This window comes from Flagellimonas sp. (genome assembly GCF_965601775.1).
In the GTDB taxonomy this organism is placed as follows: domain Bacteria; phylum Bacteroidota; class Bacteroidia; order Flavobacteriales; family Flavobacteriaceae; genus Flagellimonas.
On record NZ_OZ271837.1, the window covers coordinates 508,337 to 531,106 of the forward strand.

The following is a 22,770-nucleotide window of genomic DNA, read 5'->3' on the forward strand; positions in this document are numbered from 1 at the left end:
CACAATAACATTGACATGGAATTTTTAGCATACTTTTTTTGGATTGCCTTATTTATTATTTTCTATTCCTACTTGGGATATGGTATTTTGCTTTTTGCCCTCATAAAATTGCGAAGGCTATTGGGTCTTGGAAAACCTTTTACCGGGAATGAAGATTATGAACCTGAAGTGACATTACTGATAACTGCTCATAACGAAAAGGATTTTGTACATCGAAAGGTTGAAAATTCTAAAAACTTAGAGTATCCGCAAAATAAACTTACCCAAGTTTGGGTTACTGATGGTTCTAATGACGGTTCTCCTGAGTTATTAAGAAAATATGCTGGGGTACAGGTGTATCACTCCGATGAGAGATTGGGAAAAATTGCTGCAATGAATCGCGGAGTCACCTTTGTGAATACCCCCATTGTTATTTTTTCAGATGCTAATACCGAATTGGGTAGGAATTCCATAAAAGAAATTATCAAATTGTTTAGGAATCCAAAAGTAGGCTGTGTTTCTGGTGAAAAGCGTATTTATTCCAAGGACGCGGACAATGCGGCTGGAGCGGGTGAAGGATTGTATTGGAAATATGAATCCCAACTAAAAAAATGGGACGCTGAACTGTATTCGGTTGTGGGTGCCGCCGGTGAACTTTTTGCCATTAGGACAGAGCTTTGGCAGGAGGTGGAACAGGATACTTTATTGGATGATTTTATAATTTCACTTCGAGTGGCTATGAAAGGGTATACCATTCAATATAACCCAGAAGCGTATGCCATTGAATCTGCTTCTGCCGATGTTAAGGAAGAATTGAAAAGAAAAATCCGCATTTCAGCAGGTGGTATCCAATCCGTACTTCGGTTAAGACCATTGTTGAATTTCTTTAAATACGGTACACTTTCGTTTCAATATATTTCACACAGGGTGTTGCGATGGACTTTGACTCCACTACTTCTTTTATTGATCATCCCGGTAAATTTTTTCTTGGCAAACCATGAAGGACTTTTTGATTTTGGAATTTATAGCTTTTTGTTCTTGTGCCAAGTGGCTTTTTATACCGCTGCCTTGATAGGCTGGTTTTTAGAAAATAGGCAAATTCGATTAAAGATATTGTTTATCCCTTACTACTTTTTCATAATGAACCTTTCTATGTATTTGGGCTTTCGTAGATACATGAAAGGTAATCAATCAGTTAACTGGGAAAGGGCGAAAAGAAGTGGAATGGGGCCACAAACAGCAACTTAAACCATCTCAGTTTCGGTATACAGGGGAATATCAAAATAAAAAGTACTGCCCTTACCTAATTCACTCTTAATTTTTAGGGCTCCACCGTTTTTGTGAACAAAACTCTGGCAAAGTACAAGTCCTAAACCAGTACCTGGTTCTTTTTCTGTACCCAACTTACTAAAATGTTCATTGGGATTTAGGATTTTTTGAATATCCTCCTTGGAAATTCCATTACCGTTATCCTGTACTTCCAAAACCACACTATCTTCTTCGAGTCTTGAGTTGATGCGAATGGCTCCTTCGAGGGGAGTGAACTTTATAGCATTGGATAATAAATTACGAAGCACGGTTTTTATCATATTATTGTCCGCGTACGCAAAAGTATCCTCTGGGACATTGTTGGAAAGCTCTATTTTCTTGTGTTCGCTTCCCAATTTTAAAAGCCGAAGTGTTTGCTCCACCAAATCATGAACATCCAGTTTTTCAGGAATCATTTGAATCTGGTCACTTTCGGATTTTGCCCAACCCAATAGGTTTTGAAGAAGATTAAGCGCTTCATCCATGGTCTTTAAAAGTCCAAAAACGGTTTCGTCCAAAAAGGCATCTCCTTTTGGGTCAATAATACCTCGCATAATGAAATCCATCTTCAGCTTTGCCGCGCTCAAAGGCGAACGTAGATCATGCCCAATTATGGAGAACATTCTATCTTTCAAATCATTGGATTGCTGAAGATTTTGCGCTTGCTCCTCGATTTTTTTTCGGGCGCGCATCAATTCAATATGTGTTCGAATTCTTGCAATTAGTTCTTGCTCGTTAAAAGGTTTGGTCACATAATCCACCCCTCCAACTTCGAAACCTTTTACTTTGTCTTTTACGTTTACCTTGCCAGTTAGGAAAATAATAGGGATATCGCGATAAGCTTCAAACTCCTTGATTTTTTCGCAAAGCTCAAAGCCTTCAATACGCGGCATGATTACATCCAACAAGATGAGGTCTGGTTTACGTTCTTTTAGAAGATCAAAGAAATAATCGTCATCGCTGGTGCCTACAAACTCGTATTGATTTCGTTCTAAGATGAATCGGAGGAGTTCTAAATTGAGTTGCTCATCGTCAACCGCTAGGATATAGGGTTTTTCAGGATTTTTGGATTCCATAGGGTAAAAAATCGCAATACTAAAGTAGGAAAAAGTTTGCTTGCATGCAGGAATTAACTTTTGCACTATCATCGGAAAGGTTAATAAAGTTGGCGGGTTTATGCATTAAACCTATCTTCAAGGTGTTCTACCAACAAAAAACAGGCATTCACAACAATAATTGAGTGACTGAAAAAAGTAGGATTATATTTACAAAATAAGTAATATAAAGTCCAAAGCATGGCTAACATTTTAGTAACGGGAGGAGCTGGTTTTATAGGTTCCAATTTTGTGCCCTACTATTTGGAGACACGTCCTGATGATCACATTATCAATATTGATGCGCTCACTTATGCTGGAAATCTCGAAAACCTCGAGGAGGTAGAAGGACATTCTCGATATACGTTTATTAAAGGTGATATTTGTGATAGAAAGTTGGTAGAAAAACTTTTTGCAAGGTTTGATATTCAAGCTGTTATCCATTTTGCAGCGGAATCCCATGTGGACAACTCCATAACACATCCGGACGCTTTTATGCAAACCAATATTATCGGTACATTTAACTTGATTGATGTAGCCAAAAAGCATTGGATGGTAGGTCCAGGGGTCTATAAGGAGGCCTACAAAAATTCAAGATTCCACCATGTTTCCACGGATGAGGTATATGGGACTCTAGGCAAGGAAGGTTTGTTCCATGAAACTACGCCTTATGCACCAAATAGCCCGTATAGTGCTTCAAAAGCATCTTCCGACTTTATTGTAAGAAGCTATCACCATACTTACGGAATGAATGTAGTAACTACCAATTGTTCCAACAATTATGGCCCCAAACAGCACGATGAAAAGCTAATACCGACCATTATCCGAAAGGTGTTGGGTGAAGAAGCCATCCCAATTTATGGAGATGGTTCCAATATTCGCGATTGGCTTTACGTTCTAGACCATTGTAAGGGAATTGCCTTGGCCTATGAAAAAGGAGTTTCTGGCGAGACCTATAATATTGGAGGACGGAATGAAAGAAACAATGTATACATCGCCCAAACGGTTTGCGAGATTTTGGATAAGAAGTATCCAAGACCCAACAATACATCTTATAAGGATTTGATTTCCTTTGTAAAGGATAGGGCAGGTCATGATTTCAGATATGCCATCGATGCTTCAAAAATTGAAAACGAATTGGGATGGGAAGCTGATGAGAATTTTGAAACTGGGATAGAGAAAACCATTGATTGGTACTTGGAAAAGTTCATCAAAAAAGACACAAAAAGCATGGCGTAAACGCCGTAATCCAACCGTTTTAACGGAATAAACAGAAAAAATGAAAGGAATAATTTTGGCAGGAGGCTCAGGAACCCGATTGCACCCCATCACTTTGGCGGTGAGCAAACAATTGGTTCCGGTCTACGACAAACCCATGATTTATTACCCATTGTCCACTTTGATAGAGTCTGGAATATGGGAAATTTTAATCATATCAACCCCTCACGACTTACCACTTTTTGAACGATTATTGGGTGATGGTAGAAAGTACGGATGCCGATTTGAATATGCGGTTCAAGAGGAACCCAATGGATTGGCAGAAGCCTTTATCATAGGCGAGGAGTTTATTGGTGATGATAAAGTAGCATTGATTCTTGGGGACAACATCTTTTATGGAACAGGGTTGGAAACTTTATTGCAGTCCAATAATGACCCGGATGGTGGGATTATTTACGCCTATCACGTAAATGACCCAGAACGATATGGGGTTGTGGATTTTGATGAAGATGGCAATGCCATTTCCATTGAAGAAAAACCCAGGCAGCCTAAATCGAATTATGCCGTTCCTGGAATCTATTTTTACGACAATGATGTGGTGGAAATAGCGAAAAATATTAAACCCAGTGCTAGGGGTGAATTGGAAATCACCGATGTAAACCGGGAGTATTTGAAAAGAGGAAAATTAAAGGTGAGCATTATGGACCGTGGAACAGCTTGGTTAGACACCGGGACGTTCCAATCTTTGATGCAAGCCGCCCAATTTGTACAGGTTATTGAAGAAAGACAAGGGCTCAAGATTGGGGCCATTGAATCTTCGGCTTATAAAATGGGATTCATCACCAAAAATCAATTTAAAGCACTAACCGAACCTTTCCTTAAAAGTGGTTACAGCACCCGTTTATTGGAAGTTTTGACATAATATCATGCAAGTACAGCAAACAGAAATAGCAGGTTGCTACATTATAGAACCTAAAGTCTTTGAAGATAAGAGAGGCTACTTTTTTGAGAGTTTTAGTCATAGTAAGTTTGAACAACTCACAGGAATAACCTCCCAATTTGTGCAGGACAATGAGTCTTTTTCCACAAAAGGAGTACTACGAGGATTGCATTTTCAAAAGGGTGAACATGCACAGGCAAAATTAGTTCGTGTTGTAGATGGTGAGGTATTGGACGTTGCCGTGGATATTCGCCCCGAATCCAAAACCTTTGGTAAGGTGGTTACTACCTTACTTTCTTCAAAAAATAAGAAACAAATGTATGTGCCGCGAGGTTGTGCCCATGGATTTGTAACTTTGAGCGATACAGCTACTTTTTTCTATAAGTGTGACAATTATTATAACGCAACATCAGAAGGGGGTATCTTATATAATGACCCAACTTTCAATATTGATTGGATTTTGGATGAAGAAGATTTGATTATATCAGAAAAAGACAAGCTTTTGCCTGTTTTTAAAGAAGCGGTTCCCCATTAATTAGATTTAGTAAACCTATGAAAATATTGGTTACCGGAGCTTCCGGACAGTTAGGCAGTACCTTAAGAGCTATGGCTTCTACTCAACATACGGAGGGTTTAAGCTTTGTATTTAAGTCATCTTCCGAATTGGATATTACCAATTTTGAGGCGGTACATGAAGAATTACTCTCTTCGAATTACGCCTATTGTATTAATTGTGCGGCCTATACAAATGTGGATAAGGCGGAGTCTGAAAAGGATTTGGCTTACGAAATCAATGTCAGTGGTGCCAGAACCTTAGCTTCAAATTGTAACGAAAGCAAGACTATATTGATTCATATTTCCACCGATTTTGTGTTTGACGGCTTTCTAAATACACCTTATGTTGAGGAAGATATTGCACGACCCATAGGATTTTATGGGGATACGAAATACAAAGGGGAACGGGCCATAATCAACAATTTGGATGAGTACTTTATCCTCCGAACCTCATGGTTGTATTCCGAATTTGGACATAATTTTATGAAGACCATGTTGCGTTTGGGTAACGAGAAAAAAGAATTGTCTGTGGTCTATGACCAAATAGGAACACCTACCTATGCCCATGATTTAGCCAATGTTCTACTTCATATCATTAAGGCGCATAGCATTGATTACGGAGTGTATCATTATAGCAACGAAGGGGTGGCCAGTTGGTACGATTTTGCAAAAGCCATTTTTGATATCAATAAAATATCCATTCAGTTAAATCCCATTCGCTCAGAAGAATACCCTACCCCTGCAGAACGACCCAAGTTTAGTGTTATGGACAAGGGTAAAATCAAAAAGACATTCAACCTGAATATACCACACTGGAAGGACAGTCTTGAGGTTGCCTTAAAGGCACATGCTAAAATTGATATTTGATTTTTTTGCCTCTTCAATCCCGTTTTAGTTCGCTTAGGATAAACTAACCTTGTTTTAATGCGTTTTTGTTTATTGCTTTGGTTTAATCAATAACTTCCAAGGTCTCGTTTGAAACTTCATTTCCTTCCTTATCGATTTCTACAAACCAAACATTGGTTGCGCATTTTCTGTTGATATCGGTATTATTTTCACATTGTTGTACGGAGCCTTTAAGCAGATAACCACTCTGTGTTATCTCAGCGGAATATCCATATTCATTATAAAAACTACCATAGGTTTTTTGCCAAGTTTTATGGCCTTTTTTATCGGTTTTGATAACTAGCATATCGTAATTACCATTTCCATAGGAACTAGTTGACCCAATAATGATATACCCGTCTTCAGTCGCTAGAATAGAATTTGCTTTGTCATAACTATTCCCCCCAAATTGTTTGTACCATATTTCATTGCCATTTGGATAGTTTTTGGTTAGCAGAATATCTGAGGCCTTACCATCTTTTGAGCTAATTGTAGAAACATTTATAGAACCATCTGGGGTTTCAATTTTAGGTTGAAATTTTAAGTTCGTTTTTTTGACAAATCTGTTGTTTAGAACACGATTGGTCGTTAAAAGCATGCCTACAACTCTATTAAACTGATCGCGCTGGACCTTGAGGATGTAATCAAAAACCAATAGCTCATTTTTGTTAAGTATTTCTACCTCCTTACTTTTATCCCATCCGCTAAGAGCAACTTTTAATTTCCCGTCTTCCAAGGTTAACTTAAAGTCAAAATCCAACTCTTCGCTATAGTAGTCGCCCACAAAACTTTCAAGGTCAGCAAGTGTTGCTTTCTCATACGGAATTTTACTAAAAACATTAGCCTTGCCTGATGGATAGAAGAGAATCAGCTTATCGGTATAAAATCCTACCTTCAGTTTAGGATTATAGGAAAGTCTATAAACGTTGGATTTTTCTTGTACCAGTTCAAGGGGATTGTTGTTTGCATTTCTCCAAGATAGTTTTCCATCTTTTAATTCAATACGGATTAGGTACTCATTTGGAGAAAGGTATTGCCCGGAAACACTGTTTAAACTCTCTTTTTCAACCTCATTCAGACGTGGGTCATAAGACGCTTCAATCTCTTTTTTGGGCAATAGTACTTGGGCAATTTCATTGGCAATTCCGCCGCTCCATAATTTGCTATTATTGCTCATAACAAAAATGCTCAAGTTTTCCTCTGTAAATCGTATTACTTGGGAATGGTAGGACCCGGTACCTCCGGAATGATGGACGGATTTATAATTCATACGGTCACTTAGCTCCAAACCGAAACCATAGGTAGTTACTTCACTATTTGGAATGGGTTCTTGACTTTGAATAAGTAAAACATTATTGTTCGTTTTTGCATTTTGGATAGCTTGCTCGAAAACCAGCTGGTCCTTCAGACTTGTAAATAAAAAACCATCACCGTAAAGATTGGTAATCATTGGATATTGTTGCCAAACACCGTCGCCCCAATCCGAGTAAGGCAATGCCTGATTGGGAATTACCTGCATATAGTTTTTTAAGAATTCTGTATTGGGCATTTCCAAATTTGTAAAGAAATTCTTGGAATACTTATGAAAATCTTCACCGGAGGCAACTTCTATTATTTTGGTTAGCAAGGTGTACCCGGAATTACTGTATAGATATCGACTGCCTGGTTTAAAAGCTAAATCCAGCTGTTTTTCCAGTAGTTCAATGGCATCATCATTGTCCAAACCTTCTTTTCTCCACCAAGGGTCTTGCTGAATGCTCATTAAATCATAGAAGTCCCGAATACCGCTAGTATGATTGATTAGATGCCTTATTTTAATTGTGTCCTGTACGTTTGGGTAAAGTTTTGGCAGGTATTCCCTGATGTCATCTTCTAAACTCAGCTTTTGCTCTAAGGCCAAGTTTAATACCATTAGTGCGGTAAACTGTTTTGCCGTTGAAGCAATGTTTGAACGCGTATTGGCATCGATTTTTACCTTATGTTGCAGACTGGCTAAGCCTTTATAGTTTTCATAGATGATTTCTCCGTCTTTTACAATGCCCACAAACAATCCAGGATTGCTTGATGATACTTTTGAATTTAGTAGCGCATCTATTTCTTTTAATTCTTTGGATTGGGTTGTCCCCAAAAATGACACAAGTAAAAAAGGTAGGATAATTAGGTTTTTCATAGCCGCCGAAAATGATTTGGAGCAAATGTAGAAGACTACCCTATGCAAAGAGCCTCAAATCTTGATTTGAGACCTATTTTAGGATACCTTTTGAAGATAATCTTTCGGGGATAAGGAAGTATTTTTTTTGAAAGCTCTGTTAAAAGTTGCTTTGCTATTGAATCCGCATTCTAAGGCAATACCCAAAAGTGTGGTATTTTGATGTTCTCCATCTGCCAACTTTTTCTTGACAGCTTCAATTCTGTGGTAGTTTATAAAGTCATTAAAATTCATTTCAAAACCGCTATTTACCACCGAAGAAATCACCTTTGTATTTGTATTCAGTGCTTCAGCAACATCAGATAAGGTCAATCTTGGATTCTCATATAACTTATCTTCTTCGATTACTGCTGATAACTTTTTTTTCCACGGTTGAACATCAATTTCTGTCGAAATTAAAGAGCCGATTTCCTCCTCTTTTTCCTTAAAAATTGGAGTAGCATGAAAATTAATATCGCTAAGAACAGAAGTTTTTAAAGCATTGGTGTACCCATTTATGGAGATGTAATAGAATACAAAAGAAAACGCAATATAATGCCAAAACTGACTTCCGAACTCACCCCATTCTGGATTGGTGATAAAGAATATTATCCGAAGAATTAAAATGGCAAGAAAGGCCATCATAAAATTACGAATCCATCGAAACAAAATACTTTCCGCATAACTTACCTTTTGAAATATGATTGATTTATAGTCATTGTAATAGCGCAAGCTTAAGATGAGATAGCATATCATGGAAACAAGTCCTGCCACTTGATACCAATTGGCTAGGTCTTTGTCCCTTCCATCCGCGTAGAAATAATAATCATCTAAAATCAGCTTATCGGTTATAAAAACAACTAGACTATAAATTGCATATAATAAGGCAGGAATAAAATGTAGCCACCTCTTTTTTGAAATGCGAAATGATTTGTCAAATAAACTTTGTGAGTAGAAATAAACCACTGGCCCAATTAAAAGGACTTGCATGAAGGGTATGAAAAACAAGATTTCCCTTGTTGTTTTATTGGCATACCAACCTGCATAACCCAACATGTAAGGTGTGATATACATGGAGTATAAAAACAACAAAAGGCCAAGCCATTTACTGGACTGGTTCTGGTGTATTATTCCATTCCTAAAGGATAAGATTGAAAAGACCATTCCATGGAAAAAAAAGATAAGCAACAATGAACTTTTTGGTCCAAAAGAAAATGGGAAATCCATGGGTTGATTTTACTTGCCAAAAACTTGGTTACTTCAAATGTAACCGAACAAGCGCTAAATATAAAGCATCATCAGGATTAAAACCTAGCTCACTTTTCCAAAGCTAAAATGACCTTTAAATTTGACACCTAGGTTGGATTCTAAATATAGAATAGCGTAGGAATTCGAAACATTCAGAAAATCATAGTCCTTTAATCTGAATGTTTTGAAAGGAATCTGCCTGTAATCGCAACAGTTCTTCTGCTTTCGCTTTTTTGTAACGATAGAGTTCTTCTTCTTCCTGGATATCGGCATAAACTTTCTCGTTTAATGCTCCATCGGTTGATAGAAGCAACTTGCGCTGTTCCACTTTTTGGGTGACCCAAGTAGCGACTACACTCTCTTGTTCTTCAAACTTATAATCGTATTCTCCTCTTGGAGCCAATAATTTGGCCAGGATTGGCGCTGTTTCAATCGCCAGAAACAATAAAAAGATAAAGAATGAGGGAAACCAGGGTAGTTTGCCCAAAGCATTGATACGAGCCATTAAACCATCAAAACCATCAATAATGGGTTGTGAGTTTTCCACAGCTGAATTGTAATCTGCGCCTAATGCCGCAATTTGGGCTTCCAAGTTTTCAATCTTGGCCCCATTGGTTGCTTTGAGTTGGTTCAATTCGGCCAAATAGGCGTCGTGTTTTTCTCTTTTTTCTTTGTAAACAGGCCCTTTTCCTAGAAGTCCAGTGCCAGCTGTGCCTTCAGCTTCGGAAATATAGGTGTCGTACAGTGCATTAGTTTCTGTTTCCTTAGCGGTAATTTCACCTTTTAAATTGGAAATTTCTTGATTTAAGCCTTCAATGGTCGGGGTATATTGCAAAGCCAATTGTTCTTTGTTGGCCAAGGTCATCGCGTTTTTTTCTTCCAGTAGCACCTGATTAATTTCCTTCTCGAAGATTTTCATCTCCAAGGGTTTCGATATCACTACCGCAATTATTACAGCCAAAATAATTCTAGGTGCAGCTTGTAGCAATTCACTTTTAATACTGTCCCTTTTTTTGATGGTAGATACTATGTATCGGTCCAGGTTGAAAATCAACAGTCCCCAAATCAATCCAAAGAAAATGGAGGTGTAAATGTTATCGAAAACGGTGTAAAGCGCGTATCCGCTAGCAATAAAAGCCATAACCGCGGTAAAGAAAACCGTGGCGCCTATACCGGCGTATTTATTACGTTCCCCGTTGGAACAAGTTTCTAAAATTTGGGTGTCGGCTCCTGAGCAGAAAATGAAAAAGCGTTGTAACATGATAGTGTTCGTTTGGTTCTGATAGACTATTAGAACGTGGATTTTATGGAATTGTTACAAAAAAGGCCTTCAATGCGAAGGCTTTAACAGCTTTGTAACACGAACAAGCCAATCTTGTGGCTCAATTTTTATCCCAGAAAAACACTTTTTGGGCCTTACCTCCCTTTTTTTTGACCTGGACCCTAGCAATTCTATTGGATTGACTAAGCTCATAGGCTTTTTCTGTACTTATCGGATTGTTGTTAAAGTAAAAGGAAGCATTTTGAGCCACAGCTTCCGAGATATCTATAAAAGGGTCACTTTCTCCAATATTATTTGGATTGGGACTGTTTGTGGTGCGCAAATCGGTGAGGACAACTGCAGGCCGATTGTTCTCTCCTTTACCTTGTGTCACCTGAATTGAAGTATTGTTTGACAGTAGTTTACTGGCCTCATCCGCGGCAATCACCTTTCCATTCAAGTAGAAGAGGGGTTCATTTTCGGTTTTTTGGGTCAAACGTTGCCCTTTTGAGTCGACGGATTCTCCTCTCTCATTAAAATAATGGGTCATTCCTTCGGAAGTGCTGTAAAATAGCTGCTTGCCGTTTACCCTTTTTGTGCCGGTTTGAACCCCAAAATTATGGGCTCCGGTGGTATTTGATGGTGCTGAAATGGTAACCGGGCTTTTGGATATTTTGACCTGAGGTTTTGAGGAATCATGCCCTTTGGTTTCAATATTCAAGTTTTTGCGCTTTTTCAACAAATCGATGGCTTCGTCAGAAGAGATTTTATTGTTTTCATAGTAGAAATCAGCTCCTTTTTTTGCCATTTCGATTACATGGTCTATGGGGTGCAATGGCTCGGGAGGTGTAGGAGGGGATTCCAAACTTACCGCTGGGCCAGAAGTTTCATTCTCCATACTTTCCTCTTCTTCTTCCAGTTCTCTTTCTTCTTCCAACTCCTCTCCTTCTTCCAGTTCTTCAGGTGTAGGTGGTGCTGGCGGAACTGGAGGTTTAGGAGGGATTATACTCATTCCCCCATTGGCCTTGGACAAATGGGTTTTCTTAAACTCTTTATCAATTTCAGCTAAACGGGCCTCGCTCGTATTCCGTATTTGAATGCTTGGTCGGTAGGAGGTGTAATCGGTTTCTTCCCAATCTTTGGTAAGGGTGTTAATCGTTTTGGCAAAATCTTTTAAAGCGACCTTGGTTCCATTTATAACGATTTGACCTTGGTTGACTTGAATACGTATCCCCTCTTTTTGCATGTCACTTAAAAGGGAAGATGGAATATCTGGAATCTTGGGTACATATTTGGTTTCACTAAAACTCCACAGAAGTAAACTTACTAGAGGTAGAATGAGCACCATTCGAATCAGTTTTGCCTTTTTTGATGTTTGTTTTTTCATGACTGTAAATCGTTTTTTGATTGATGAATAATGGATGGAGCTTGCCATCGTGATTGACTGATATTTTGATTGACTTGCCGCCGATAAATAAGACAACAATGTATTTTGATAGTTCTTGGGTGAATCCAATTTACGCAGAACTGCATGGTCCGCCAGAAACTCATGGTTCAGTTTTATGCTATGCTTGAACAGATAAATCAGGGGATTAAACCAAAGCATTAGCCGCAAGAATTCGATAAATAAGATATCGTAGGTGTGTTTTTGTACAACATGGGTTTCTTCGTGAAGGAGAACTTCTCGCGTGAAAGAATTCGAATGGAATTTCTTTTTTTCAAGAAAAATATACTTAAGAAACGTATGGGGCGGAAGCTTCTCATTAATAAGGACTTTGGTATGGGAAATCTCCTTAATTTTTTGATTCCTGCGGATTCTACGGATGATATCAATCAGATTTTTGGTAAAGCGAATACTAAAAAGTAGTACGCCCAAACCGTATATAGACCACCCAATAAGTGAAAAGTTTAGGGTGTCCCAATCGCTTAATGAATTTGTGGGCTGGGATACGATCGTATGGGTTCCAGAAGTTGTCAATGTGGTTTGAACGGTTTCCACTGTTGGCAGTTCAACATATTCAACAAAGACCACACTTGGAATCACAAAAGACAAAACAAGACTTCCCAAAAGGTAAAATCGTTTAAACTTATGCATGTGGGCATTCTCCAACAATCCTTTGTAAAACAAGAAGAACAAGGTCATACATGCCGTACTTTTTAAAAGATAGAGTACCATGCTATTTTCTTTTGATTTCTTGGTCTATTAATTTCTTAAGTTCCTCCAATTCGGCTTTGCTTAAATCGGTTTCTTGGGTAAAAAAGGAGGCAAACTGACTGGCACTTCCATTGAAAAAGTTTTTGATAAGACCATTCACCTCTTTTGAGAAGTAGTCTTTCTTTTTAACCAAGGGGTAATATTCTCTGGAACGCCCAATGTTGATATAGTTTATAAACCCTTTATCCGTCATGCGCTTTAATAAGGTTGCAACTGTTGTAGTAGCAGGTTTTGGTTCAGGATAGCTGTCGACCAAGTCCTTCATAAAGGCTTTTTTACGCTTCCAGAGCATATTCATTAATTCTTCTTCGGATTTTGAAAGCTTCGACATGATAATTCATTGTTTATTCTACAAACATAGAATAAAAATTTAAATTCTACAAATGTAGAGTTAAAATTAGTAATCAAACTTTACTTCCCTGGATTAAGTTTTAGGAAGACAGTTCAGTGTAGTATTTATAGAAGTAGGGAATGGTTTCGATACCCTTTAAGAAGTTCCATACCCCAAAATGCTCATTTGGAGAATGAATAGCATCGCTATCCAATCCGAAGCCCATCAGAATGGTCTTGCTTTTCAAAACCTGTTCAAACAAAGCTACAATTGGAATACTTCCGCCCGTACGCTCTGGAACAGGTTTCTTTCCAAAAGTGGTTTCATAAGCCTTGGCCGCCGCTTGATATCCAATACTGTTTGTCTTCGTTACGTAAGGCAATCCACCGTGATGTGGGGTCACCTTTACTTTTACGCTTTTTGGAGCAATCGCTTCAAAGTGCTTGGTGAAGAGTTCTGTAATTTCGTCCGGGTCTTGGTCTGGGACCAAGCGCATGGAAATTTTGGCAAAGGCTTTACTGGCAATTACAGTCTTGGCACCTTCTCCGGTATATCCTCCCCAAATTCCGTTGACATCCAAGGTAGGTCGGATGGAATAGCGCTCGGGGGTCCTGTATCCTTTTTCTCCCTGCACATCATCAATGTCCAATGCTTTTTTATATGCTTCCAAATCGAAAGGGGCTTCGGCCATTTCAGCTCTTTCTGCATCTGTCAGTTCCTCAACTTTATCATAAAATCCAGGAATTGTGATATGGCCATTTTCGTCATGTAAGGATGCAATCATTTTGCTCAACACATTGATTGGATTGGGAACGGCTCCGCCGTAAATGCCTGAGTGCAAATCCCGATTGGGTCCGGTCACTTCAATTTCCACATAACTCAATCCGCGCAATCCTGTAGTGATGGAAGGAACATCATTCGCAATCATACCTGTATCAGAAATCAGGATAATGTCATTGGACAATTTTTCCTTATGGTCCTCCAAAAATGCTGCAAGGCTATCACTGCCCACTTCCTCTTCCCCTTCAATCATAAATTTCACATTGCAGGGAAGCTGATTGTTCTTAATCATGAATTCCACCGCCTTTACATGCATAAACATTTGACCTTTGTCATCGCAGGCACCACGAGCAAAGATAGCCCCATCCGGATGTAAGTCTGTCTTTTTGATTACCGGCTCAAAAGGTGGGGAGGTCCATAAATCCATAGGGTCCGGGGGTTGTACATCGTAATGTCCATAAACCAGAATGGTAGGGAGACTGGCATCCACCATTTTTTCTCCATAAACTACGGGATACCCTTTGGTTTCGCAGATTTCGGTATTGTCGCAACCTGCTTCCTTAAGCGACTGCTCTACCACTTTGGCAGTCTCCAAAACATCTTGGGAAAAGGCCGTATCGGCACTAATGGAAGGGATTTTTAGAAGTTCAATAAGTTCGTTTATAAATCGGTCTTTGTGGGTGTTGATGTAGTCGTTGATTTGTTCCATGAAATGATTAAAAAGGACACTAAAAATACAAAAAACAAGTTTTTAAAGACAGCCGATATGCAAATCGGAAAATTGAATTATATTTGCACACCCTAAGCGGATGTGGTGGAATTGGTAGACACGCTAGACTTAGGATCTAGTGCCGCGAGGCGTGGGGGTTCGACTCCCTTCATCCGCACAAAAAAAGAAAGCCAGCTTATTAAAGCTGGCTTTTTTTATTGAAAAACACCCTGGCAAAACCGTCAAAAATTAAATCGCACTAAAAAATTAGGGGTGAAACCTAGAGACAATTGTTCCAGTTGGTCTATTTCCTGTAGTCCAGTTTGTGGGTTTTCATCGACGCGATAGAACACGGAGAGCGGAACCTGTCTTGAATACATATTTTGGAATGATACCCCCAAGGTTCCCTTTTGATGTTTTTTGGCGGAAAACCTAAACTGATATTGTGCAGAGGCGTCCAAACGATGATAATCAGGTAAACGCCGGCTATTAATTGGACCAAAAATAATATCACCTTCAAGGGCATCGAAACCGCTAACCGGGGTAAATGGAGCGCCGGTTCTAAAATTCCAACCCAAAGAGAATCTCCAATTACCCTTTTCATATGTGTTGGAAAGGGTTAGGTTATGGGTAATGTCATTATTGCCTGGGAATTTACCAATTGCTAATTCTTCAAACTGGTACTGCACAGAATTATATGTATAGCCTAACCAAAAATGGTAATTTCTGAGCTGTTTCTTTATCAACAAATCAATGCCAAAAATGTCACTGGTACCTTGGGAATATTCTTCAGAAGCATTGGTAAATCCATTGGTGAAAGAAGTAAGTCCATCAATGTTTTTAAAATACCCATCCAAATCAATGGTCCATCCGCCGAAGTCCAGTAATATTCCACCGGAAAATTGCTCACTTTCCAAAAGTGGAAAATCCTCATCATCGGTCAGGGTCCAAATACCGCTTTGAAGACGCAAACGGGTATCATCAAACTCCACTAATTGACTTAGCGTTTGAAATCTTTTTTCACCGGTCAGTTTGAGTCGTACAGTCTTACTTAGAGGATACTCGATATTGCCTCTTGGTTCAAAATACCAACCCTCCAACAAGGAAAAGGTAGATGCACGTAACCCTATACTGATCAACCCCCTATTTTTTAATCGATAATAATATGTGGCAAAAAGGGAATTGGAATTATTTTCTTGATTTGATACCTCGTTGAAGTCACGCTCGTCTGCCGGTTCAACCCCGTCTTCGTCTTCATCCTCTGGGTCAATATCCTCGGTTCCCAATTCATCTCTAAAAAGCTGGTAAAACACTTCATTTCGAGAGATTTGATAGCCCAATTTCAATGTATTTTTTCTATTGAAGTCATACGCAAGGCTAATGTCCAACCCATAATCTGTTACTGAATTTCTGCGTATGTTTTCCTCTTCCAGTTCCAAGCTGTCAAAGAACTGATTTTGATAACGACTATCATAATTGGAATAATATCCGCTGATTTTATGATGCCATCTATTGGATTTTAAACCGCTCCAATTAAAACTTAAACCTTCGTTTTCCGTGATTAAGGCATCTTGGGATTGATTATCATCATCAAGTAAACGGAAATTAAGGTCATTGTTGGTAAGTAATCCGCTTAAATAAATACTATCGTTTTTAGAAGGTTTGATTATCAACTTTACATTGGTATCATAAAATGAAAAAACCTCTTCACCCTCAAGGATGGCTTCTTCGTCTTCTTCGTCCTGAACTACTTGACCAGAAGCATCGTTTACCACTATCGTATTTTGAAACACTTTTTCCGAAATAGCATCGAAAGTAGGTGTGCCCAATCCTTCGATATCGGCATAAGAACGTCGACCGGAAACAACCAACCCTATGGATTCAGACAACCTTGCTTTGATAAATGCATCTGCTTGTGTACCATTTAGCCCAAAACCCAAGTTTGTTTTGAGGGGTACTTGGGTTTCACCTTTGATGTCAATTACCCCGGCAATTCGGTCGCCGTATTCTGCGCTTGCTCCTCCTTTAAAAATAGTTGCACTGGCGGTTGTATTGGGATTGAATATGGAAATCATACCAAAAAAATGGCCCGTATTGTACATTTTAATCCCATCATATAAAATTAGGTTTTGATCAGCTGAACCTCCGCGAATCTGAATATCTGAGACCGTTTCGTTAATGCTTGTTATTCCAGGAACCCATTGGGCAGATTGAAAAATATCCGATTCGACCAATCCCGGTAGTATGCCTTGGGTCTTCGCGTTCAATGCCAATGAACCATCCTTGTTTTTGTCAATACCTTTAATCAGATAGGATTCAACAATTACTTCACGAAGCGATTCGGCCTGAGGGTTAAGCAAGAAATTTGGGCATTCGTTTTGACTAAAGTCAGTAGGAAACAACAATCGATTGGCATATCCCACATATTGCACGAGTAGGCCATTTGCCAAGTCTTCGTTTTCAATAGTAAAATACCCATTTTCATCAGTGGTAAACCCTTTGGTAGTGCCTTTAATGATTAAGGTGGCATAGGGCAGGGCGTTCTTGGTTACGACATCAAATAGATAACCACATACAGATACTTTACTTTCCGGAAGGCTTATAATTATTTGGTTTTCTCCTATACGTTCAAAATTCAGATTGGTGGTTCCGCTCAAAAAAACAAGCAATTCATCAATACTAATGGAGTTGGCCGTGGTGGTAACTGATTTGTCAGCAATAATTTCATCCGAAAATGAGAAGAGCAGGTCTGTTTTCTGTTCCAAATCCTGTAAAACCAATTTTAAGGGGGTATCCCTATAATCTACTTCTACGGTTTGCTGCGCCGAGGCACTTAAGCCGAAAAGTAATAAGAGGAAAATTACAAGAAGTCTGTTGCCTTTAGCGTGCATTAAGTACAACGGTTTTTTGGTCTCCGGAAAGTTCATATTCGATGCCCATGGGAACAAAAATGGATTTAAGGGCAAGGTCCAAATTGTCATGTACGAAGGTTCCCGTGAAATGCCCTTGTACAACTCCAGGAGTAAAGTCAAATGAAATGTCATAATAGATTTCCAACTCCTTCATCACCACCAAAAGTTCGGTATTGGAAAAGCGACTACTACCGGTTTGCCAGAAAGGACCGAGGTCTCCATGTTTCAGTTCCAACAATATATTGTCCTTCAATTTGACAGCATCTCCTGCTTCCAAATAGGCTTCTTGATTTTCTGGTAGGTTTTGATAGCGCACTTTACCTTCGTAACAATACAATTCAAACAAGGAAGGTCTTACTTTAACGTTGAATTGAGTGCCAAGCACACTTACTGTTCCTGATTCGGTTTCGACCTTAAAATCGTCCCCTTTGGTTACTGAGAAAAATGCCTCTCCCACTAAATCCACTGTTTTGTTTCTGTTCCAAAAGAAACGGTTGTGTTTCAAGCTAGACTGTGAGTTGAGGTTGACTTTTGTCCCATCGGGTAATTCCACTGTCAGCTTTTCCCCATAATTTGTTTGGTAACTAACCTGACTAAAGAAAAGTCCAAATAGCAATAACAAAGAGGCTGCAACAGCAATAGTGTAGTATAAAGGCCTTAAACGGATGACCTTATTGGATTTTTGATTTTGGATATCATACCATACTTTTTCCCTCAATGCTTCTTTATCAAAAACAGGTTTTTGAAAGGCTTCCAAACCATTGGCCAAACGCTTATATTCTGCATATTCCGATGACGCCTCAAATTCAGCACGCTCCTCCTGGGTCAGCTCTCCTGCGAGCCAACGCGCCATTATAGTATCATCTTTTTCTTCAAACATAGTTTTGTTACATACATCAAGGGAACAGGTAAAGTTGATTTTACCCTACCCCCTCGGTACTAAATATTTTTTATGGTCTTCCTTAATTTGACCAAGGCTTTATGCATCCGTTTTTCCACCGCTTTTTGACTCACCCCTAAAAATTCTGCGATTTCTTTATAGGTCATTTGGTCCATTCGGTTTAGTAAAAACACCTCTCTTTGTCCTTCTGGTAATTCTGCAATGGCATTTTGCAAACGGTCCATAAACTCTTTTTCCTCCAACTTAAACTCTGGAGTTTCGGTTTCAGCAGTTTTTTGGGGTTGTTTGGCATACTTCAACACCACTTTTTGATGTTCTACCTCATTGTAAAATGCATTTTTTGCCACCGCAAACAAAAAACCTCTGGCTTTTTCAAAAAGTACCTTTTTACAGTTGTTCCATAATTTGATAAAAGCTTCTTGAACCAAATCCTCGGCCTGCTGTAAATCTCCACATTGATAGTAGAGGTAGTTCCGTAGGGACTCCGAATTCAAGTCAAACAGCCGATTAAAAACCTTTTTTTCACAAACAGAATTTTCGCTTTGGCTCATGAAAAGAAATTTTTGGAAGGGGGGTAGGGTGAATTCAAAGTATCCTGTTCTACTACCAAAACTAAAAAAATCTTGGTAATGAGTGTCCCAAAACAATTTAAGTTCATTCTTGTCGGATTGTGTCTTTTGGCAATGGCATCCATCGTGTACAAAACCCATTTACTTTCAAAAAACAAAAACTCCTTTGGTGCAGATGAAAGCTATCGTATTACGTATCGCTATTTTTTTAAAACCGATACCGGAAAGACTTTCATTAAAACCTATTTGCCGAAAAACAATATTCGTCAACAAATAACAGGTCAAAAGAGTGTCATACCGCCGACCATAAAGTTTTCAACTTCAGCAGATGGTTTAAACCTTAAAGGCAACTGGTTTTCCGAATCGACAAACACGTATGAAAGCATCAGCTATTCCTTTTTGTTTAAAGGGAAAGGTCAGGTTTTTGGATTGCCGGAGAATTTTAAACCCCATCCGGATGTGATGGAAACCTACTTGTCCGCAACAGAAAACATCCAGGTTTTTGCTCTCCCTATTGATACGTTAGCCAAGAGTCTAAGTGAGGGTATCAATTCGGATAAGGGCATAATTCAATCTTTGTTCAACTATGTTCATGCCATCCCATCGGCACCAATTATTACCCTTACCGATGCGGTGAGTGCACTGGAACGCAATGAAGCCTCCTGCAATGGAAAAAGCCGCTTGTTTGTGGCACTTGCAAGAAATCTGGGATATCCTGCCCGTATCAAGGGAGGTATTATTTTGACAGAATCCAATAAGCGAACTTCACACGCATGGGCGGAGCTTTTCGTAAACGGGGTTTGGGTGCCCTTTGATGCTCTGAATGGCCATTTTGCCTATTTGCCTGCAAACTATTTGGAACTCCATGAGGGGGATGCATTTTTGATTGCACATAGTCCGGGAATCCAGTTTGATTACTCGTACGAGATTCGTAAAGAAGAATCCCTGCCTTTGCTAAATGAAGAAGCCAAAGAAGTTGAAAAAGTGACCGCTTTCTCGCTTTGGGGATTGGTACAAAACAAGTCTATTTCAAAAAGGAACCTTTTTCTTTTGTTGATGCTCCCTTTGGGAGGCCTAATAGTGGCCTTGCTGCGAAATATTGTGGGGATTCGCACCTTTGGTGTGTTTCTCCCTGTCTTGATAGCCTTTTCATTGTTGGAAACCGGTTTCACAGTCGGTTTGGCACTCTTTCTTTTTCTCATTCTGTTTGTGGGATTGATCAGCCGCCCGTTTGATTCCATGGGGCTACTGCACACACCAAAATTGGTTATTTCATTGACTTTAATGGTATTGGTCATGACCCTGGGAAACTATTTTGGGGTTTCTTTTGGGATAACTTGGTTGAGTTCGCTGACTCTTTTTCCAACCATTATTTTGACCATATCCGCTGAGCGATTTTCCAAATTGATTGTGGAAGATGGGTTTCAAAAAGCAACCGGCACTTTGTTGCAGACCTTACTGGCGGTTGGAGTTTGTTTTTTGCTCTTTTCAATAAAGGGACTCGACGCCATTTTGATTCTTTTTCCCGAGTTATTGCTGTTGGTAATTACCGCATCAATGGTATTAGGTCGATATATAGGCCTTAGATGGACCGAACTGCTCAGATTTCAACCTTTACTAAACTCCAAATTCGCATAATCATGTTAAGGAACATATTTCAGGTCAACAATCCCAAAGGGGTAATTGGTCTCAATCGTCGCAATATTGAATTCATTTATCCGCATAATCAGCGCAAGCACTACATCTTGGCCGATGACAAAGTGAAATCCAAAATGATTTTGCATGAAAACAACATTGCCTGTGCACGTACCTATGCCGTTATAGATCGCATAAGCCAAATCAAAAGCAAATGGTTGGAATTGCAAAATCAACAGTCTTTGGTCATAAAACCAGCTAGGGGATGTGGCGGTGAAGGCATAAAGATTTTGAAAAAAGGAAAAGAAGGCCAATGGCAAAGCAGTGGCCGGAATATTACGGATAATCAGATTTTTCAACATATCACAAGTATCATATCCGGTTTGTTTTCCATGGCCTCGAATGATGTGTGTTTGATTGAGGAATGTATTGTGCCGCATCCGTTTTTTGCTGAAATCTACGATGAAGGTGTTCCTGATTTTCGAATCATTACCCTTAAGGGCAAACCGCTTATGGCTATGCTCCGCATGCCCACCTCAAAATCGGATGGTAAGGCCAACCTGCACCAAAAGGGAGTTGGTATTGGCGTCAATATGAAATATGGCACCCTAACACAGGTGTACGATGGAAAAAACTATTCGAACCATCATCCTGACAATACGGCCCAAGTCAATGGAAAAAAGATTCCGTATTGGTTTACCATGGTCCAGTTAGCCAAAAAAACGGCTAAAGTCTTTCCCTTGGAATATTTGGGAATTGATTTGGTCATTGACAAAGTCAAAGGACCCCAAATTATGGAAGTTAATGTAAGACCGGGCCTTGGGATTCAACTCGTCAACAAATGCGGACTTCAATCCACTTTATCATAAATCCAAAAAAATAATCATGAAAAATAAACTTTTGTTTTCCCTTATTTTAATTAATACACTTTGCTATGGTCAAGAACGACATCGTTTTGAAATGGGTAGCCAGACAGGTTACGAATACAATTACTTTAAGAGTCCAGACCAATTATTGGTGAACGGTACATTGTTAGGTGAAAATGATTTGATCGCCAGTAGCGGTTACCTTGATGTGCTGGTCAATTACAAATATCGCTATAAGCAAAAGGGACATCGGTTTCGAGTTTCACTAGCTCCTTATGCACGTATTTTTCAGGAAAACACTTCAGATAGCTACTGGAATTTGGATGCAGCTTTCAAGTATGACTATAAACTATCAAAGAAAACCAAGCTTTTGGCCGAAATCAATTTTCAAAGAATGAATCGTGAAGGATTGGATGGTGCACAAGACATTTTGGTCAATCCGCTTGGGTATACCAATTACGGCGTAGCTGGAGGACTGTCTTTTGAGCCAATCCAACAAAATAAAACCACGGTTGAGGGCTTCTATAACTTCAAAAATTTTGATGCTTTTGGGGTTCGTGACCTGCAATTCAACGAATACGGCCTTCGTCTGGCTTCCAAGCAAGAATTCAGACCCGGTCGTTACGAACATGCTTTTGGTTTTACAGCGTATTACAAGAAACGATTGTATGATACTTTTAATGGGGAGGATATCCCTCAAAGTGGAAAACGGGATTGGGATTATGCGAAAGTGACTGTCTTTTATGAGCTTCCGATTGGCAATGTTTTGGAGATAGAGCCCACATTAACCTACTATGGCCGCTTTGACCGAATGGAAAATCGCTCGGGATTCAACCAATATGGTCCGGGGATGCGTTTGCGGTTTGATAATGAAAAAACTAAAATCAATGCTGCAGCAAAGTACCTGCAACGCGATTATACGGTAATTAATGCCCCAGGCTCTCAAGGTGAAAACTTAAAGTACCAATACATGGATATATCGCTCCGATTTGAACATCAACTGCCTATTAAAGGTCTGTTGTTTACAGGTACAGCCTATAGTCGATTTAGAGAAACCAATACGGTTGATTTAGCTTCCCGTTCTTTTAGAGGGTACACGAATCAATATGCTGGGTTAGGTCTTCTGTGGAGGATATAGGGAATTGACTTTTATAAGCTCTAATTCTAATGAAAAAT

18 protein-coding genes and 1 tRNA gene are annotated in these 22,770 nt (G+C 39.3%); 9 read left to right on the plus strand and 10 right to left on the minus strand.

All coding sequences use genetic code 11. From position 1 onward, the window contains the following. Positions 1-15: 15 nt before the first annotated feature. Positions 16-1,227, plus strand: coding sequence for a glycosyltransferase family 2 protein (locus tag ACSLUF_RS02500; protein ID WP_435624561.1), 1,212 nt, complete (start codon positions 16-18; stop codon positions 1,225-1,227). Here ACSLUF_RS02500 and ACSLUF_RS02505 read toward each other — a convergent pair. Beyond that, entirely contained in the window at positions 1,224-2,363 is a 1,140-nt protein-coding gene (locus tag ACSLUF_RS02505; RefSeq protein WP_435624562.1) for a hybrid sensor histidine kinase/response regulator, read from the minus strand. The two genes, ACSLUF_RS02500 and ACSLUF_RS02505, sit on opposite strands and share 4 nt — an antisense overlap. Before the next feature lie 219 nt (positions 2,364-2,582). On the opposite strand from ACSLUF_RS02505, the gene rfbB reads away from it, so the two are divergent. The 4 genes from rfbB to rfbD are packed head-to-tail and all read left to right on the plus strand — an operon-like array spanning position 2,583 to position 5,961. Beyond that, complete coding sequence (gene rfbB, locus ACSLUF_RS02510) at positions 2,583-3,620, plus strand: dTDP-glucose 4,6-dehydratase (protein ID WP_435624563.1); 1,038 nt, start codon at positions 2,583-2,585, stop codon at positions 3,618-3,620. A gap of 40 nt (positions 3,621-3,660) precedes the next feature. Then, complete coding sequence (gene rfbA, locus ACSLUF_RS02515) at positions 3,661-4,521, plus strand: glucose-1-phosphate thymidylyltransferase RfbA (protein WP_435624564.1); 861 nt, start codon at positions 3,661-3,663, stop codon at positions 4,519-4,521. A gap of 4 nt (positions 4,522-4,525) precedes the next feature. After that, the gene (gene rfbC, locus ACSLUF_RS02520) at positions 4,526-5,074 is read left to right on the plus strand and encodes a dTDP-4-dehydrorhamnose 3,5-epimerase (protein WP_435624565.1); all 549 of its coding nucleotides are present in this window, start codon (positions 4,526-4,528) and stop codon (positions 5,072-5,074) included. A gap of 17 nt (positions 5,075-5,091) precedes the next feature. Then, positions 5,092-5,961: a dTDP-4-dehydrorhamnose reductase gene (gene rfbD / locus ACSLUF_RS02525; protein ID WP_435624566.1), complete on the plus strand. Its 870-nt coding sequence runs from the start codon at positions 5,092-5,094 to the stop codon at positions 5,959-5,961. 82 nt (positions 5,962-6,043) lie between these two features. On the opposite strand, the gene ACSLUF_RS02530 is transcribed toward rfbD, so the two are convergent. The 6 genes from ACSLUF_RS02530 to ACSLUF_RS02555 all read right to left on the minus strand — a co-directional run bounded on the left by ACSLUF_RS02530 (position 6,044) and on the right by ACSLUF_RS02555 (position 14,711). Next, entirely contained in the window at positions 6,044-8,149 is a 2,106-nt protein-coding gene (locus tag ACSLUF_RS02530; RefSeq protein ID WP_435624567.1) for a serine hydrolase domain-containing protein, read from the minus strand. A gap of 78 nt (positions 8,150-8,227) precedes the next feature. Next, on the minus strand, positions 8,228-9,394 hold the full coding sequence (locus ACSLUF_RS02535) for a helix-turn-helix domain-containing protein (protein WP_435624568.1): 1,167 nt from the start codon (positions 9,392-9,394) through the stop codon (positions 8,228-8,230). A 181-nt stretch (positions 9,395-9,575) separates the two neighbouring features. After that, entirely contained in the window at positions 9,576-10,676 is a 1,101-nt protein-coding gene (locus ACSLUF_RS02540; protein ID WP_435624569.1) for a DUF4407 domain-containing protein, read from the minus strand. A gap of 121 nt (positions 10,677-10,797) precedes the next feature. Then, positions 10,798-12,852: a M56 family metallopeptidase gene (locus ACSLUF_RS02545; RefSeq protein WP_435624570.1), complete on the minus strand. Its 2,055-nt coding sequence runs from the start codon at positions 12,850-12,852 to the stop codon at positions 10,798-10,800. A 1-nt stretch (position 12,853) separates the two neighbouring features. Continuing rightward, positions 12,854-13,222, minus strand: a complete 369-nt coding sequence (locus ACSLUF_RS02550; RefSeq protein ID WP_435624571.1) for a BlaI/MecI/CopY family transcriptional regulator — start codon at positions 13,220-13,222, stop codon at positions 12,854-12,856. A 100-nt stretch (positions 13,223-13,322) separates the two neighbouring features. Beyond that, positions 13,323-14,711 (minus strand): dipeptidase, encoded by a 1,389-nt coding sequence (locus ACSLUF_RS02555; RefSeq protein WP_435624572.1) that lies wholly within the window; start codon positions 14,709-14,711, stop codon positions 13,323-13,325. Between the two features lie 96 nt (positions 14,712-14,807). Between ACSLUF_RS02555 and ACSLUF_RS02560 the strand changes: the two genes are divergently transcribed. Beyond that, a tRNA-Leu gene (locus ACSLUF_RS02560) sits at positions 14,808-14,889 on the plus strand. Between the two features lie 64 nt (positions 14,890-14,953). On the opposite strand, the gene ACSLUF_RS02565 is transcribed toward ACSLUF_RS02560, so the two are convergent. The 3 genes from ACSLUF_RS02565 to ACSLUF_RS02575 are packed head-to-tail and all read right to left on the minus strand — an operon-like array spanning position 14,954 to position 19,075. Then, positions 14,954-17,602: a TonB-dependent receptor gene (locus ACSLUF_RS02565; protein ID WP_435624573.1), complete on the minus strand. Its 2,649-nt coding sequence runs from the start codon at positions 17,600-17,602 to the stop codon at positions 14,954-14,956. Further along, entirely contained in the window at positions 17,592-18,503 is a 912-nt protein-coding gene (locus ACSLUF_RS02570; RefSeq protein ID WP_435624574.1) for a FecR family protein, read from the minus strand. Before ACSLUF_RS02570 ends, ACSLUF_RS02565 begins: the two co-directional genes overlap by 11 nt. 59 nt (positions 18,504-18,562) lie before the next feature. Further along, complete coding sequence (locus tag ACSLUF_RS02575) at positions 18,563-19,075, minus strand: RNA polymerase sigma factor (RefSeq protein ID WP_435624575.1); 513 nt, start codon at positions 19,073-19,075, stop codon at positions 18,563-18,565. Between the two features lie 78 nt (positions 19,076-19,153). Between ACSLUF_RS02575 and ACSLUF_RS02580 the strand changes: the two genes are divergently transcribed. The 3 genes from ACSLUF_RS02580 to ACSLUF_RS02590 are packed head-to-tail and all read left to right on the plus strand — an operon-like array spanning position 19,154 to position 22,732. Then, positions 19,154-20,731: a 7TM domain-containing protein gene (locus ACSLUF_RS02580; RefSeq protein WP_435624576.1), complete on the plus strand. Its 1,578-nt coding sequence runs from the start codon at positions 19,154-19,156 to the stop codon at positions 20,729-20,731. Between the two features lie 2 nt (positions 20,732-20,733). Next, a complete protein-coding gene (locus ACSLUF_RS02585) occupies positions 20,734-21,597 on the plus strand; it encodes a sugar-transfer associated ATP-grasp domain-containing protein (RefSeq protein WP_435624577.1) in 864 nt (287 codons plus the stop codon). A 16-nt stretch (positions 21,598-21,613) separates the two neighbouring features. After that, positions 21,614-22,732, plus strand: a complete 1,119-nt coding sequence (locus ACSLUF_RS02590) for a hypothetical protein (protein ID WP_435624578.1) — start codon at positions 21,614-21,616, stop codon at positions 22,730-22,732. Positions 22,733-22,770 lie beyond the last annotated feature (38 nt).

Excerpts from the sequence above, each read along its gene's own strand:
- ACSLUF_RS02500 (WP_435624561.1), top strand. The coding sequence starts at position 16 with ATGGAATTTTTAGCATACTTTTTTTGGATTGCCTTATTTATTATTTTC.
- ACSLUF_RS02505 (WP_435624562.1), bottom strand. The coding sequence starts at position 2,363 with ATGGAATCCAAAAATCCTGAAAAACCCTATATCCTAGCGGTTGACGAT.
- rfbB (WP_435624563.1), top strand. The coding sequence starts at position 2,583 with ATGGCTAACATTTTAGTAACGGGAGGAGCTGGTTTTATAGGTTCCAAT.
- rfbA (WP_435624564.1), top strand. The coding sequence starts at position 3,661 with ATGAAAGGAATAATTTTGGCAGGAGGCTCAGGAACCCGATTGCACCCC.
- rfbC (WP_435624565.1), top strand. The coding sequence starts at position 4,526 with ATGCAAGTACAGCAAACAGAAATAGCAGGTTGCTACATTATAGAACCT.
- rfbD (WP_435624566.1), top strand. The coding sequence starts at position 5,092 with ATGAAAATATTGGTTACCGGAGCTTCCGGACAGTTAGGCAGTACCTTA.
- ACSLUF_RS02530 (WP_435624567.1), bottom strand. The coding sequence starts at position 8,149 with ATGAAAAACCTAATTATCCTACCTTTTTTACTTGTGTCATTTTTGGGG.
- ACSLUF_RS02535 (WP_435624568.1), bottom strand. The coding sequence starts at position 9,394 with ATGGATTTCCCATTTTCTTTTGGACCAAAAAGTTCATTGTTGCTTATC.
- ACSLUF_RS02540 (WP_435624569.1), bottom strand. The coding sequence starts at position 10,676 with ATGTTACAACGCTTTTTCATTTTCTGCTCAGGAGCCGACACCCAAATT.
- ACSLUF_RS02545 (WP_435624570.1), bottom strand. The coding sequence starts at position 12,852 with ATGGTACTCTATCTTTTAAAAAGTACGGCATGTATGACCTTGTTCTTC.
- ACSLUF_RS02550 (WP_435624571.1), bottom strand. The coding sequence starts at position 13,222 with ATGTCGAAGCTTTCAAAATCCGAAGAAGAATTAATGAATATGCTCTGG.
- ACSLUF_RS02555 (WP_435624572.1), bottom strand. The coding sequence starts at position 14,711 with ATGGAACAAATCAACGACTACATCAACACCCACAAAGACCGATTTATA.
- ACSLUF_RS02565 (WP_435624573.1), bottom strand. The coding sequence starts at position 17,602 with ATGCACGCTAAAGGCAACAGACTTCTTGTAATTTTCCTCTTATTACTT.
- ACSLUF_RS02570 (WP_435624574.1), bottom strand. The coding sequence starts at position 18,503 with ATGTTTGAAGAAAAAGATGATACTATAATGGCGCGTTGGCTCGCAGGA.
- ACSLUF_RS02575 (WP_435624575.1), bottom strand. The coding sequence starts at position 19,075 with ATGAGCCAAAGCGAAAATTCTGTTTGTGAAAAAAAGGTTTTTAATCGG.
- ACSLUF_RS02580 (WP_435624576.1), top strand. The coding sequence starts at position 19,154 with ATGAGTGTCCCAAAACAATTTAAGTTCATTCTTGTCGGATTGTGTCTT.
- ACSLUF_RS02585 (WP_435624577.1), top strand. The coding sequence starts at position 20,734 with ATGTTAAGGAACATATTTCAGGTCAACAATCCCAAAGGGGTAATTGGT.
- ACSLUF_RS02590 (WP_435624578.1), top strand. The coding sequence starts at position 21,614 with ATGAAAAATAAACTTTTGTTTTCCCTTATTTTAATTAATACACTTTGC.